This window comes from Duganella sp., from assembly GCF_039595735.1.
Taxonomy (GTDB): Bacteria; Pseudomonadota; Gammaproteobacteria; order Burkholderiales; family Burkholderiaceae_D; genus Rugamonas.
In genome coordinates this window covers 1-13,805 of record NZ_JBCNLB010000032.1, presented here as the reverse complement: position 1 = coordinate 13,805, position 13,805 = coordinate 1, and the positions used below count along the sequence as shown (strand labels likewise).

The window sequence follows — 13,805 nt, the reverse complement described above, 5'->3', positions numbered from 1 at the left end:
GGAATCCATAACCCCTGTGCAGTACTGCACGCTCAGCATGGGCCCCGGCCTGCGCCGGGGCGACGCGGTGGTGGTTAGATGTGTTGTGCCGCTTTCGCCATGAAGATCAGGCCATTGGTCGAGCTGTCGTGACGCTCCGGCTTGACTTCGCCGGTCAGCTCGGACTGGATGTTCTTGGCCAGTACTTTGCCCAGCTCCACGCCCCACTGGTCGAAACTGTTGACGTCCCAGATCACGCCCTGCACGAAAGTCTTGTGCTCGTACAGCGCGATCAGGGCGCCCAGCGCGCCCGGCGTCAGCTGGTCCATCAGGATGGTGTTGGATGGGCGGTTGCCGGGGAAGGTCTTGTGCGGCACCAGCGCTTCGATTTCCTCTGCGTTCAGCCCGGAGCCGGCCAGGTCGGCACGCACTTCATCGGCGGTTTTGCCGGTCATGAAGGCTTCCGACTGCGCGAAGCAGTTGGCCAGCAGCGCATCGTGGTGGCCGGCCAGATCGTGGGTCGCGCGCAGCGCGGCGATGAAATCGATCGGCGTGACGTCGGTGCCCTGGTGCAGCAGCTGGAAGTAAGCGTGTTGCGCGTTGGTGCCGCATTCGCCCCACACCACCGGGCAGGTGGCGGTATCGACTGCGCCGCCGCTGCGGGTGATGCGCTTGCCGTTCGATTCCATGTCCAGCTGTTGCAGGTAGGCCGGGAAGCGGTTCAGGTCCTGGTGGTATGGCGCGATCGACAGCGAGCCGGCGTCCAGGAACTGGCGGTTCCAGAAGCCGACCATGGCCAGCAGCACCGGCATGTTCTGCTCCAGCGGCGCTACCCGGAAGTGTTCATCCATGGCGTGCGCGCCGGCCAGGAAGTCGCTGAAGTAGCCGAAGCCCACCGCCAGCGCCACCGACAGGCCGATTGCCGACCATACCGAGTAACGGCCGCCGACCCAGTCCCAGAACGGGAACATGTTGGCGGTGTCGATGCCGAATTCCGCCACCGCCTTGGTGTTGGTCGATACCGCCACGAAGTGCTTGGCCAGGTCGTCGCTCTTGCCGCCGTTTTGCAGGAACCAGTGGCGCGCGGTGCCGGCGTTCAGCATGGTTTCGGCGGTGGTGAAGGTCTTGGAGGCGATGATGAACAAGGTGGTTTCAGGATGGACCTGCGCCAGCGCGGCATCCATGTCATGGCCGTCGACGTTGGAGACGAAGTGCATCTTCAGGCGCGGATGCGCGTACGAACGCAGCGCCAGCACCGCCATTTTCGGGCCCAGATCCGAGCCGCCGATGCCGATGTTGACGACGTCGGTGATCGGCTTGCCGCTGTAGCCCAGCCACTGGCCGTTGCGCACGCGGTCGGTGAATTCCTTGACGTGGTCCAGCACCGCGTGCACCTCGGCGTTGACGTCCTGGCCGTCCACCAGCAGCGCTTTGCCGCGCGGCATACGCAGCGCGGTGTGCAGCACGGCGCGTTGTTCGGTAAGATTGATCTTCTCGCCGCTGAGCATGGCGTCGCGCTGGCGCTCCACGCCGCGCTCACGGGCCAGATCCAGCAGCAGGCCGATGGTGGTGGCGTCCAGCCGGTTCTTGGAATAGTCGAGGAACAGGCCGGCCGCGTCGACGGTCAGCTTGGGGAAACGCTGGGCATCGGCGGCGAACAGCTGGCGCAATTGCCAGTGTTTGGCGTCGGCGGCATGGGATGCGAGGGCTTGGAAACTGGCGGTGGTGGTCAGGGCAGGCTGGCGCATAATCTTGTAGGTAGGAAGGGGATGGCCGAATGATACAGGAAAATCAGGTAAATTCACTACGGTTTGGTGGCGTGCACGACAATATTTCCACCTGCCGGGGAGGCCGCCGCCCGCCGCCCGGTCCAAGAAAATACAGTGGGTTTTGCGATTTTGTAGTAAAATTTCACGGAAACCATACATAAGGAACGATCATGGCGTTGCATCCAGTCCTGGAAAAAGTCACCAATCGCATCATCCAGCGCAGCAAACCATCGCGCGGCGCGTACCTGGCCCATCTCGAAGCGGCCCGCGTCAAGGGACCGCAGCGCGGCACCCTGGCCTGTACCAACCTGGCGCACGGCTTTGCCGCTTTCCCGGCCAACGACAAGCTGGTGCTGAAGGAAGTGAAGAAGCCATCGGTGGCGATTGTCTCGGCCTACAACGACATGCTGTCGGCGCACCAGCCGTTCGAGCGCTTCCCTGAAATTATCAAACAAGCCGTGCGCGAAGTCGGCGCGGTGGCGCAATTCGCCGGCGGCACGCCCGCCATGTGCGATGGCGTCACCCAGGGCCAGGCCGGCATGGAGCTGTCGCTGTTCTCGCGCGACGCGATTGCCATGGCGGCCGCGGTGGCGCTGTCGCACAATATGTTCGACTCGGCCCTGTACCTGGGCGTGTGCGACAAGATCGTGCCGGGCCTGCTGATCGGCGCGCTGCACTTCGGCCACCTGCCGGCGGTGTTTGTGCCGGCCGGCCCGATGACCACCGGCCTGTCGAATTCCGAGAAAGCCAAGATCCGCCAGTTGTACGCGCAGGGCAAGGTTGGCCGCGCCGAGCTGCTGGAAGGCGAGTCGCAGTCCTACCACGGCGCCGGCACCTGCACCTTCTACGGCACCGCCAACTCCAACCAGATGCTGATGGAAGTCATGGGCCTGCACCTGCCGGGCGCCGCCTTCATCACCCCGAACACGCCGCTGCGCGATGAGCTGACCAAGGCGGCTGCTCGACGCGCCGCCGTGATTTCGGACCAGGGCGATGAATACCTCCCGGTCGGCCATGTGGTCGACGAGAAGGCCATCGTCAACGCCATCGTGGCGCTGCTGGCCACCGGCGGTTCCACCAACCACACGCTGCACCTGCCGGCGATCGCCAAGGCGGCCGGCATCGTGATCGACTGGGACGACTTCGACGAGCTGTCGAAAGTGGTGCCGCTGCTGTGCCGCATCTACCCGAACGGCGAGGCGGACGTGAATCACTTCCACGCCGCCGGCAGCACCGGTTTCGTGATCCGCGAGCTGCTGGATGCCGGCCTGCTGCACGACGACGTCACCACCATCCTGGGCAAGGGCCTGCGCCAGCACTGCGCCGAGCCATTCCTGGGCGAAGGCGGCAAAGGTGTTGTGTTCAAGGAGTCGCCGGCCGAATCGGGCGACGAAAAAGTGTTGCGCAAGCACGGCAACCCGTTCTCGCCGGACGGCGGCATGGTGCTGGTGCAGGGTAATCTGGGCCGCGCGGTGATGAAGGTGTCGGCGGTGAAGCCGCAGCACCGCACGGTGGAAGCGCCGGCGCTGGTGTTCAATTCGCAGGAAGACTTCATGGACGCGTACAAGGCCGGTCAGCTGGACCGCGACTTCGTGGCTGTGATCCGCTTCCAGGGGCCGCGCGCCAACGGCATGCCGGAACTGCACGCGCTGACCCCGGCGCTGGCCAATCTGCAGGACGCCGGCCGCAAGGTGGCGCTGGTGACCGACGGCCGCATGTCCGGCGCCTCGGGCAAGGTGCCGGCCGCCATCCACGTGTCGCCGGAGATTCTGGCGGGCGGTCCGCTCGGTCTGGTGCGCGATGGCGACATCATCAAGGTCTGCGCCGAAACCGGCACGCTGGAAGCGCTGGTGGATTCGGCCGCATGGCACGCGCGCTCGATGGCGCATGCCGACATGTCGGTCAACCAGGTGGGCATGGGCCGCGAACTGTTCTCCATGTTCCGCAACAGCGTGTGCGAGGCGGAGAAGGGCGCTACCACCTTCCCGCTGCCGTCGCCGATCGCCACCACGGTGAACCTGCATGACAAAGAACCGGTCGGTAACACCGTGCCGGGTTCCGATGAAGATTTCTCGACCAAGAAAGATGCCTGATATGACCCTGTCTCTGCTCGACATTATGCGTACTTCGGCCGTGATCCCGGTGATCGCGATTGATGATCCTGACCATGCAGTGCCGCTGGCGAAAGCGCTGGTGGCAGGCGGCATCCGGGTGCTGGAAGTGACCCTGCGCACCCAGCACGGCCTGGGCGCGATCAAGGCCATGACCGCGGTGGAAGGCGCCATCGTCGGCGTCGGCACCCTGACCCAGCCGGAAGAATTTGCCGCCGCACGCGACGCCGGCGCGGTGTTTGGCGTGTCGCCGGGCCTGACCCCGGCGCTGATTGCCGCCGCCAAGAGCAGCGGCCTGCCGCTGCTGCCGGGCGTGATGACGCCATCGGAAGTGATGGTGGCGCGCGAGCAGGGCTTCAAGCAGCTGAAACTGTTCCCGGCGGTGCCGGCGGGCGGCATCGGCATGTTGAACGGCATCGGCGGCCCGCTGCCGGACATCACCTTCTGCCCGACCGGCGGCATCTCGATCGAGACCGCGCCGCAGTTCCTGAAACTGAAGAACGTGGCTTGTGTCGGCGGCTCGTGGCTGACGCCGAAAGACCTGATGGCCAACGGCGAATGGGACAAGATCACCGAACTGGCCAAGGCGGCCAGCGCCCTGCGCGCCTGAACCCGAAACGACGCTGCGGCGTCGTTTTTTTATGGATTGATGCTGGCGGCGATGTGCTCGCGCAGCCATTGGTGGGCCGGGTCGCGCTGGGAGCGTTCGTGCCACAGCATGGTCATTTCGTAGCCGGGAACGGCGACCGGCGGCGCCACCACGCGCAAGGCCGGGTTGTGGCGCACCAGCCGTTCCGGCGCCATCGCCACCAGGTCGGTGCTGGTCAGCGCCGAGATCACAAACAGGAAGTGCGGCACGGACAGCGCCACCCGCCGCGCCATGCCGGCATCCGCCAGCACCTTGTCGGTGACGCCGCTGAAGCCGCCGCCGTCCGGCGACACGATCACGTGTTCCAGTTCGCAGAATTGTTTGAGTGTCGGCTTGCGCTGCAGGCGCGGGTGGCCGGCGCGGCCTGCCAGCACGTAGCGTTCCTTGAACAGCAGGCGGTGGCGCATGCCTGGCGGCGCGCCGTCGGTGGTGTGGAAAGCGAGGTCGATGATGCCTTGCTCCGCCTGCCGCGCGATGTGCGGCGGCGCCATTTCCAGCACCGCCAGCCGCGTGCCCGGCGCCGCGCGCCGCAGGCCGGCCATGGCCGGCAGCAGGATGGTCGATTCGCCGTAGTCGGTGGCGGCCACGCGCCAGGTGTTGGTTGCCTGCGCCGGATCGAAGGCGGCGGCGGGGGAAACGGCAAGGCTCAGTGCTTCCAGCGCTTGCCGCAGCGGCTCGCGCAGGGCTTCGGCGCGCGCCGTCGGACGCATGCCACGCGGCCCCGGCAGCAGCAATGGATCGCCAAAGATGTCGCGCAGCTTGGCCAGGTGCACGCTGATCGATGGCTGCGAAAAATGCAGCCGCTCGGCCGCGCGCGTGACGTTATGCTCGGCCAGCAGCACGTCCAGCGTCACCAGCAGGTTCAGGTCCAGGCTTCTGAGATTAACCATTTTAATAGCTGGAATATTGGGAATTCATTTCTACTATACCTGATGGCGCCGTATTCTGAGGTTTTTAAGGAGCCTCCAATGAACGTCCTGATTGTTTATGCCCATCCTGATCCCAACTCGCTGAACGCCTCGCTGAAGAACTACGCCGTCCAGCATCTGCAGACCGCCGGCCACGCGGCGCAGGTGTCCGACCTGTATGCGATGGAATGGCATGCCACGCTGTCCGCCAGCGAAATCCCCGAACGCGAGCATCACCGCGCCGACGTCCTGCGCGAGCAGGAAAAACTGCGCTGGGCCGATACGGTGATCTTCCAGTTCCCGCTGTGGTGGTTCTCCATGCCGGCCATCATGAAAGGCTGGTTCGATCGCGTCTACACCCTCGGTTTCGGCTACGGCGTCGGTGAACATTCCGACCGCCGCTGGGGCGACCGCTATGGCGAAGGCTCGCTGGCCGGCAAGCGCGCCATGTTGATGGTGACCACCGGCGGCTGGGAGTCGCACTACGGCCCGCGCGGCATCAACGGCGCGATCGACGATCTGCTGTTCCCGATCCAGCACGGCATGCTGTTCTATCCGGGCATGGAGGTGCTGCCGCCCTTCCTGCTGTATCGCACCCGCAGCGTGGATGCGGCGCGCTTCGCGGCCATCCGCGAGGAGCTGGGCCGCCGGCTGGATACGCTGGAGAGCACGCCGCCGATCCCGTACCGCCGCCAGAACCACGGCGATTACGAGATTCCGGCCATGACCCTGAAGTCAGACCGGGCGCCCGGCGTGGTGGGCTTTCAGGCGCATTTGCAGGCCGATCGGTGACATGGTGAAGCCCATCAGCTCTTCCGGCGGCTGGCGGCTGGCCGTGGCGATCGACTCGATCTCAAAGCTGGACAGCAGCATGGCGCTGGCCAGCTTGATTTCCAACAGCGCCAGATAGCGCCCCGGGCAGGTGCGCACGCCGGCGCCGAACGGCATGGAGACGTGCTTGTTGATCGCCTGCGGGCTGCCCGCCAGCCAGCGCTCGGGCCGGAAGTCCGCTGCCGCCGGCACGTGCGCCTCGGACACGCTGTCGTGGCGCATCACGCACCAGATCAGGCCTCCTTTCGGCACCTGGACGTCGCCCACCACCGTGTCGCGCAGGGCTTCCAGCGGGATGAACGGGGCCACCGGCTTGAGGCGCATGGCTTCCTGCGCGCAGGCGTCCAGGTAATCCAGGCCGTCCATCTGCTCGATGCTGAAGGCCGTGGGGTCGGGCGCCACCCGCACTACTTCTTCACGCGCTTTCTGCATGGCGGCGGGGTTCTGCTGCAGCAGATACAGCATCCACGCCAGGGTGTTGCTGGTGGTGTCTTCGCCGGCCAGCAGCATGGTGGTGACATTGCCCGCCACCGCCTGGTCGTCGACGCCGCTGCCGCCTTCGTCGGCCGCGCAGATCATCGCTTCCAGCAGATTGGCCGGGCGCAGGCGCCGCGCCGGCTGCGCCGCCAGCCGCGCGCGGGCGGCCGCGATCAGCTCATCGACCGCCTGGCGCAGCGCCAGCAGGCAGCTGTCGAGATGGCGGTCCTGCGGCAGTTTGACGTAGCGCCAGTAGGGGAACAGCGCGATCGAGCGCCGCGCCACCGCCGGCAGCACCACGTCCATGTGGCGCTGAATCACGTCCTCGCCGCCGTCGATGGTATTGACCTCGGTGCCGAACGCCAGCCCGGCGATGATGTCGACACTGTAGCGCTTCAGCTCCTCGGCCAGATCGATGGTGCTGCCGGCGCGCGTCGCCTGCTGCCAGCGCCGTTGCAGGCGCTGCGCCACTGCCGCCAGCGATGGGAAGTAGGCCTTGACCGCATGCGGCGCCAGCGCGGCCATCACCATGCGCCGCTGGTCGCGCCATGCCGCGCCTTCGGCCAGGAATACGCCCGGCAGCCCGCCCATTTCGTCCGAGACGTGGGCGGTAATCGACGGGCGGCGGAAACCGTCCGGCCGGTCGCGCAGCACGGCGTGCACCAGTTCGTGGCTGGCCACTACCAGGACCGGCGTGCGGCCGAAGCTGATTTTGAACAGCGGGCCGTATTGCCGGCTCCACGCTTCCACATCCTGATGGATGCGCAACGGCCGCATCTGCGGCAGGTTGCCGGCCAGCGGCCACGGACGCGGGCCGGGCAGCTCGTGCATAGGGCGGGGGGCGGCGGCAATGGCGTTCTGCATATCAGCTTCCTCGGATGACGATGCCTGAGTGTGCGCCGGTCAACGGTGCAAGTATTGAACGATTCCGACATGGTATACACTAGTTGCCATGAATGCCGCCGCGCCCACTACCCGCCTGATGTTCCCGCGCCAGCCGCTGGCGTCCTGCGTGCGCGCCTATATTGTGCGCAGCACGGTCGAAGCGCCGCTCGACCATGCGCAGGACCGCTACAACCATTTTCCTGCCACGCCGCATTGCTCGGTCACCTTCTATATCGAAGGTGAGGCTGAAGTGGTGGCGCCGCCCGGCGCGCCGCAGGAGCGCATCCGCGTGGTGTTCTGCGGCCCGCAAACGCGGCCGCTGATGACCTACAATCCCGGCCCGGTGCGGATGCTGATGGTGATGTTTTACCCGCAGGTGCTGCACGTCATGTTCGGCGTCGACGTGTCGCACTGGGTGGACCGCTGGGCGCCGGTGGAGCAGGTGCTGGGCGCGGAATGGCAAGCGCTGTCGGCTGCGGTGCTGAACGCGCCGGACGACGGCGTGCGGCTGCTGGAGGATTTCCTGGCACCGCGCTGGCAGGCGGCCCGCCCCGGCGGCGCCGGCGCCATGGCCGGCGACTGGGTGCGCCATCTGGCCGCGCAAGCCGCGGACACCGCGCTGGGACGCGGCGTGCGCAGCATCGAGCGCCGCATCAAGGCCAGCGCCGGCCAGCCTTTGCGCAAGCTGGTGCGCCTGCAGCGCGCCGAACTGTCCTTCTTTGAAGCGCGCGCGGAATTCATGCGCGGCAAACCGGTATGGTCCGACATCGCCGCGCGCGGCGGTTATGCCGATCAGGCCCACCTGTGCCGGGAGGCGCGCGCCATCACCGGCCACACCCCGGGCGAACTGGCGCGGGTGCTGGCTTCCAGCGATGAGCGTTACTGGATTTACCGCATCTGGAACTAGGCCGGCGACAGCGCCGCCACGCGGTTGCGGCCAGTGCGCTTGGCCTGGTACAGCGCGCGGTCGGCGGCGCCGATCAGCGCCTCGGTCTCCAGCGGCGCATCGGCCTGCTGCGTGGCGATGCCGATGCTGACCGTCACCCGCTGCGACGGATCGCTGTTGCGCTCATGCGGGATCGCCAATTCCTGTGTCCGCGCGCGGATCGCCTCCGCCATCCGCCAGGCCTGCTCCGGCTCGGTGTCGGGCAGGATCATGGCGAACTCCTCGCCGCCGTAGCGCGCCATCAGGTCGCACGGGCGCTTCAGCATGCCGGCCAGCGCGGCCGCCACCTGGATCAGGCACTGGTCGCCTTTCTGGTGGCCGTAGTGGTCGTTGTAGGCCTTGAAGTGATCGATGTCGATCATCAGCAGCGACAGCGGCGTGCCGCCGCGCTTGGCGCGCCGGTGCTCCTTTTCCATCGCCACATCGAAATGGCGGCGGTTGGCGATGCCGGTCAGGCCGTCGGCAAAGGTCTGCGAGCGCAGCACCATGGCCTGCTCGCGCAGCAGCTTTTCGCGGCCCACGGCGATGCTGACATCGGTCACCTGGATCAGGCAGTGGCGCGGCGCCCCTTCCACCGCGATCGGCGTCACTTCCACCGCCTGCTGGATGCGCTCATCGCGCAGGTACAGCGCAAACGGCGCCTTGTTCAGGGTCTGCGACAGCAGGGAAGGGAAGTTGTTGTACAGCGCATGCTGGATGGCGGTGTCCACGCGCCCGCCGCGCAGGTCGGGGCAGACCGCAAAGAAGTCCCGCCCCAGCACCTGCTCATGCCGGAGCCCCGAATGCCGGATCATCCACGCGTTCCACAGCACGATGCGGCGCTCGTGATCGAGCACGATGGCGCCCAGGTTCACCGCGCAGAACACGCTTTCCAGCAGGGGCAGGCGGAGCGGGTTCATGATCGCCTCACCCCTGGCCCATCGCGCGGGCGATGTAGAGATTGATCTGCTCCTGCAGGTCGTGCAGCGCCGAGAGATCCAGCACGAACGCGACATAGCCGTGGATCTGGTGCTTCTCCAGCAGGAAGTCGATATGCAGCATCAGCACCACGCCATCGGCCTGGCTGCCGGTGGCGGTCAGGATCTCGTCGCTGGTGCCGATATGGTACTGCGGCAGCGAGCCTTGCAGCTCGCGCTGGAAGATATTGGCCAGCGTGCCGACGCAGGAGTTCAGCATGATGTTGCCGATCTCGCACATGGCTTCCTGCTCCATCTCGGTCAGTTCCTTGAGCGGCACCGCTTCCCCCACCATCAGCCGCACGATCTCCAGGCTTTTATCTTCCGGGAACATGAGGATGGCTTCGGTCTCGAAGGCGCCGCCGAAATGCTGGCTGACGCCGCAGATGCGCTCCGGCAGGCTGTCGGTCTTGCCCAGCAGGCGCGCCGCCTCGGCGCGCGCGATGAAGCTGATCGACGGCACCGACATGCGCACCACCTCGTTGACGATGGTGCTCATCGAGGCCGCGGCCTGGCCGACGCCGATGTTGAAGATCTCGATCAGGGCATCGTTTTCCAGGGCGGACAGGTTAAACATGGTTACGCTTCCAGCGTGGCCACCAGCTGGGCAATGCGCGCCTCGGTGATCGGCTTCTCGACAAAGCCGATGCCCATGGCAGTGGCGCGTTCGCGCGTGGCCGTCTGCACGTTGGCGGTCAGCAGCGAGATCGGCACCGAGGGGAATTCCTGGCGCAGCTGCTCGGCGGCGGCTATGCCGCCCATGCCGGGCATGTTGACGTCCATCAGGATCAGGTCGGGGCTGACGTCGCGCGCCTTGAGCAGCGACTCCTCGCCGGTGCCGGCTTCCTCGACCCGCCAGTCGGCATGCAGGCCGGCGATATATTGGCGCGCCATCATGCGCGAGACGCGGCTGTCGTCGACAATCAGGACGGTTTTGCTGGTAGTCATGGTCTCATCCCCGGCGATCTGTTCGGACCTTGTTATGGATTCATTCTCGCATATCCGGCGCGCTTGGCGATGGCCGGTGTTGCTTCCTTTGTACGCTTTTGTACAGTTCTACAAGTCTGGCGCGGCCGCTGCCTGCGGGTGTTGTCTCAGCGCAATTTTTCAGCAAAAAGCGGGGTGGTAAAATAGCGCCATTCGCTTTCCCCTCTCTTATCTGCTTCCCTTATCTATTTATCATGACCCAAGACGAACTGAAACAAGCCGTAGCCCGTGCCGCCATTGCCTATGTGGTGGAAAACCAGATCATTGGCGTCGGCACCGGCTCCACCGCCAACTTCTTCATCGATGAGCTGGCCAAGATCAAGCACAAGATCAAGGGCACGGTGGCCTCGTCCGAAGCCACTGCCGCCCGCCTGCGCGGCCATGGCATCGAGGTGTTCGACCTGAACGACGTGGCGGAGATGGCGGTCTACATCGACGGCGCCGACGAAATCGACCACAGCGGCGCCATGATCAAGGGCGGCGGCGCCGCGCTGACGCGCGAGAAGATCGTGGCCTCGGTGGCCCGGCAGTTCGTCTGCATCGCCGACGGCTCCAAGCTGGTGGAGGTGATGGGCAAGTTCCCGCTGCCGGTGGAAGTGATCCCGATGGCGCGCGCCTCGGTGGCGCGCGCGCTGGTCAAGCTGGGCGGCGCGCCCAAGCTGCGCCTGCAGCCAGGCACGGATGAAGCGTTCGTGACCGACAACGGCGGTTATCTGCTGGATGTGGCGGGACTGTCGATTACCGAGCCGAAGGCGCTGGAAGCGCAGATCAACCAGATCGTCGGTGTGATTGCGGTCGGCCTGTTTGCCGCGCGCGGCGCCAATGTCTGCCTGCTGGGGACGGCGGAAGGGGTGAAGACGCTGGCGTTCTGACCCGCACTGCGGGGTAGGGTCTGACCCCGCCGGGTCAGCCCCTTGGATGCGGGGTTTATTCCGCTGGCGGCACGTAGCCCTGTGCCGCATCGGCGCCGTCGCCGAAGAAGTGTTTTTCCATCTGCGTGGCCAGGTACTTGCGGGCACGCTGGTCGGCCAGGTTCAGGCGGTTTTCATTGACCAGCATGGTCTGGTGCTTGAGCCAGGCGGCCCAGGCTTCCTTCGACACCTGCTCGTAAATCTTCTTGCCCAGTTCGCCCGGATACGGCGGGAAGTCCAAGCCCTCGGCTTCCTTGTTGAGTTTAATGCATTGCACGGTGCGGGCCATCGGGTTGCTCCTAAAACTAAACGAAAAACGCCATTATAAGGTCTTAATCAGAACCTGGGATTTGCGCTGCCAGTTGTACATGCGCTGGCGGTCCTTCGGCAGGGCGTCCACCGTGGCCGGATGGAAGCCGCGCTTGATGAACCAGTGCGCGGTGCGGGTGGTCAGCACGAACAGCTTGTGCACGCCCATGGCGCGCGCGCGGTTCTCCATGTGTTTGAGGATGCGGTCGCCGTCGCCCTGGCCTTGCACGTCCGGGTTGACGGTCAGGCAGGCCATTTCGGCCATTTTCTGTTCCGGGAACGGGTACAGGGCGGCGCAGCCGAAGATCACGCCATCGTGCTCGATGACCGAGAACATCTCGATTTCGCGCTCGATCAGCTCGCGGCCGCGCTTGACCAGGGTGCCGTCGGCCTCCAGCGGTTCGATCAGCTTGATAATCCCGCCGACGTCCTCGATGGTGGCGGGGCGCAGCGATTCCAGGTTCTCGTGCGAGATCATGGTGCCCACGCCATCGTGGGTGAACAGTTCCAGCAGGGCCGAGCCGTCCATGTCGAACGAGACGATGTGCGAGCGCTCGACGCCGTTGTCGCAGGCCTTGATGCAGTGCTTCAGGTAGAACGCGGTGGCGTCCGGCAGGAAGCCGGCCTGCAGCACGGCCTCGGCCTGGTGCGAGGACAGTTCACGGATCTCGGCGCCGGCGGCGTCGGTCATCAGCGGCGTTTCGGTGATGAAGATCAGTTTGTCGGCGTGCAGGGCGATGGCGGCGCTGCAGGCCACGTCTTCCATGGTCAGGTTGAAGGCTTCGCCGGTGGGCGAGAAGCCCAGCGGCGACAGCAGCACCAGGCCGTCGGAGCCGAGGATGGAGTGGATGGTCTCGGCATCCACCTTGCGGGTGACGCCGGTCAGTTCCAGGTCCACGCCATTGATCACGCCAAGCGGCTTGGCGGTGATGAAGTTGCCGGAAATGATACGGATCGCCGCGTTGGACATCGGCGTGTTCGGCAAGCCCTGGCTGAACGCGGCCTCGATATCGAGCCGCAGTTCGCCGGCGGCTTCCTTGGCGCACTCCATGGCGGCGGGGTCGGTAATCCGCACGCCGTTGTGGAAGCGGCCTTCGACGTTGCGCAGGGCCAGTTGCTCGGCCACCTGCGGCCGCGAGCCGTAGACCACGGTGACGTTGATATCGAGCGCATGCAGCAGCGAGAGGTCGTGGGCCAGCACCGGCAAGGCGCCGGCGGCCACCAGTTCACCAGGGAAGGCGACCACGAAGGTCTTGCCACGGAAGGCGTGGATGTAGGGCGCGACGGAGCGCAGCCATTGGACGAATTGGGTAGGGTTTTCCATTAGCCGCATTATAATTCGGGGCGCGACGTCCGCGCCAAATACCTTTGTAAAAAACCATGTCAGAAGCCAGCAACAAGCAACAAAAACCGATTCCGCGGCCGCAACAGGCCGGCTCCCGCAGCGCGCCATCCCCCGCCGCCACGCCGGCGCCGGCCGCCAACCAGGGCGCGCGCGACGGCCGGCGCGGCATGGAGGCCGGCGGACGTGGCCGCGCGCCCGGGCCGCGCCTGACGCCGGAACAGCAGGCCGCGCGCGCGGCCGAGCGGGCGTTCCGCAATCCGCTGCCGCCGATTACCTTCCCGGAAGACCTGCCGGTGTCCGGCCGCCGCCACGAAATCGCGGAGGCGCTGCAACACCACCAGGTCATCATCGTCTCCGGTGAAACCGGTTCCGGCAAGACCACCCAGCTGCCGAAGATCTGCCTGGCGCTGGGGCGCGGCCAGCAAGGCCTGATCGGCCACACGCAGCCGCGCCGTATCGCCGCGTCGTCGACCGCCAAGCGCATCGCCGTGGAACTGGGCTCGCCGCTGGGCGAACACGTGGGCTTCAAGGTCCGCTTTGCCGACACCCTGCAAAAAGGCGCCTCGGTCAAGCTGATGACCGATGGTATCCTGCTGACGGAAACGCAAAGCGACCCGCTGCTCAAGGCCTATGACACCATCATCATCGACGAGGCCCACGAGCGCAGCCTGAACATCGACTTCCTGCTCGGCTACCTGAAACAGCTGCTGCCGCGCCGTCCGGACCTGAAGATCATCATCAC

14 protein-coding genes are annotated in these 13,805 nt (G+C 65.9%); 6 read left to right on the top strand and 8 right to left on the bottom strand.

The window, feature by feature from the left end; genetic code table 11:
* Positions 1-74 precede the first annotated feature (74 nt).
* Entirely contained in the window at positions 75-1,727 is a 1,653-nt protein-coding gene (gene pgi / locus ABDW57_RS27190; RefSeq protein ID WP_343733264.1) for a glucose-6-phosphate isomerase, read from the bottom strand.
* A 191-nt stretch (positions 1,728-1,918) separates the two neighbouring features.
* Here pgi and edd point away from each other — a divergent pair, with 191 nt between their 5' ends.
* Entirely contained in the window at positions 1,919-3,841 is a 1,923-nt protein-coding gene (gene edd, locus ABDW57_RS27185) for a phosphogluconate dehydratase (RefSeq protein WP_343733263.1), read from the top strand.
* Between the two features lies 1 nt (position 3,842).
* Positions 3,843-4,469, top strand: a complete 627-nt coding sequence (eda, locus tag ABDW57_RS27180) for a bifunctional 4-hydroxy-2-oxoglutarate aldolase/2-dehydro-3-deoxy-phosphogluconate aldolase (RefSeq protein ID WP_343733262.1) — start codon at positions 3,843-3,845, stop codon at positions 4,467-4,469.
* 29 nt (positions 4,470-4,498) lie between these two features.
* Here the strand turns inward: eda and ABDW57_RS27175 are convergent, their stop codons facing one another.
* On the bottom strand, positions 4,499-5,398 hold the full coding sequence (locus ABDW57_RS27175) for a LysR family transcriptional regulator (protein WP_343733261.1): 900 nt from the start codon (positions 5,396-5,398) through the stop codon (positions 4,499-4,501).
* Positions 5,399-5,476: 78 nt separating this feature from the next.
* On the opposite strand from ABDW57_RS27175, the gene ABDW57_RS27170 reads away from it, so the two are divergent.
* Complete coding sequence (locus tag ABDW57_RS27170; protein WP_343733260.1) at positions 5,477-6,208, top strand: NAD(P)H-dependent oxidoreductase; 732 nt, start codon at positions 5,477-5,479, stop codon at positions 6,206-6,208.
* On the opposite strand, the gene ABDW57_RS27165 is transcribed toward ABDW57_RS27170, so the two are convergent.
* Complete coding sequence (locus ABDW57_RS27165; protein WP_343733259.1) at positions 6,152-7,588, bottom strand: cytochrome P450; 1,437 nt, start codon at positions 7,586-7,588, stop codon at positions 6,152-6,154. The two genes, ABDW57_RS27170 and ABDW57_RS27165, sit on opposite strands and share 57 nt — an antisense overlap.
* Before the next feature lie 88 nt (positions 7,589-7,676).
* Here ABDW57_RS27165 and ABDW57_RS27160 point away from each other — a divergent pair, with 88 nt between their 5' ends.
* Entirely contained in the window at positions 7,677-8,516 is an 840-nt protein-coding gene (locus ABDW57_RS27160; RefSeq protein WP_343733258.1) for a helix-turn-helix domain-containing protein, read from the top strand.
* On the opposite strand, the gene ABDW57_RS27155 is transcribed toward ABDW57_RS27160, so the two are convergent.
* Genes ABDW57_RS27155 through ABDW57_RS27145 form a run of 3 tightly spaced genes read right to left on the bottom strand, consistent with a single transcriptional unit; the run spans position 8,513 to position 10,459 of the window.
* The gene (locus ABDW57_RS27155; protein WP_343733257.1) at positions 8,513-9,454 is read right to left on the bottom strand and encodes a diguanylate cyclase; all 942 of its coding nucleotides are present in this window, start codon (positions 9,452-9,454) and stop codon (positions 8,513-8,515) included. The genes ABDW57_RS27160 and ABDW57_RS27155 overlap by 4 nt on opposite strands.
* A gap of 7 nt (positions 9,455-9,461) precedes the next feature.
* The gene (locus tag ABDW57_RS27150) at positions 9,462-10,088 is read right to left on the bottom strand and encodes a chemotaxis protein CheC (protein WP_343733256.1); all 627 of its coding nucleotides are present in this window, start codon (positions 10,086-10,088) and stop codon (positions 9,462-9,464) included.
* A 2-nt stretch (positions 10,089-10,090) separates the two neighbouring features.
* The gene (locus tag ABDW57_RS27145; RefSeq protein WP_343733255.1) at positions 10,091-10,459 is read right to left on the bottom strand and encodes a response regulator; all 369 of its coding nucleotides are present in this window, start codon (positions 10,457-10,459) and stop codon (positions 10,091-10,093) included.
* Between the two features lie 233 nt (positions 10,460-10,692).
* Here ABDW57_RS27145 and rpiA point away from each other — a divergent pair, with 233 nt between their 5' ends.
* Positions 10,693-11,370 carry a ribose-5-phosphate isomerase RpiA gene (gene rpiA / locus ABDW57_RS27140; protein ID WP_343733254.1) on the top strand — a complete coding sequence of 226 codons (678 nt, stop codon included), beginning with the start codon at positions 10,693-10,695 and terminating at the stop codon, positions 11,368-11,370.
* Positions 11,371-11,425: 55 nt separating this feature from the next.
* Here the strand turns inward: rpiA and ABDW57_RS27135 are convergent, their stop codons facing one another.
* Both ABDW57_RS27135 and argA read right to left on the bottom strand, forming a co-directional pair.
* The gene (locus ABDW57_RS27135; RefSeq protein WP_092274412.1) at positions 11,426-11,698 is read right to left on the bottom strand and encodes an oxidative damage protection protein; all 273 of its coding nucleotides are present in this window, start codon (positions 11,696-11,698) and stop codon (positions 11,426-11,428) included.
* A gap of 33 nt (positions 11,699-11,731) precedes the next feature.
* On the bottom strand, positions 11,732-13,042 hold the full coding sequence (gene argA, locus ABDW57_RS27130) for an amino-acid N-acetyltransferase (RefSeq protein WP_343733253.1): 1,311 nt from the start codon (positions 13,040-13,042) through the stop codon (positions 11,732-11,734).
* Between the two features lie 188 nt (positions 13,043-13,230).
* Here argA and ABDW57_RS27125 point away from each other — a divergent pair.
* A partial coding sequence (locus ABDW57_RS27125; protein WP_343733276.1) for an AAA family ATPase occupies positions 13,231-13,805 on the top strand: 575 nt, incomplete at its 3' end.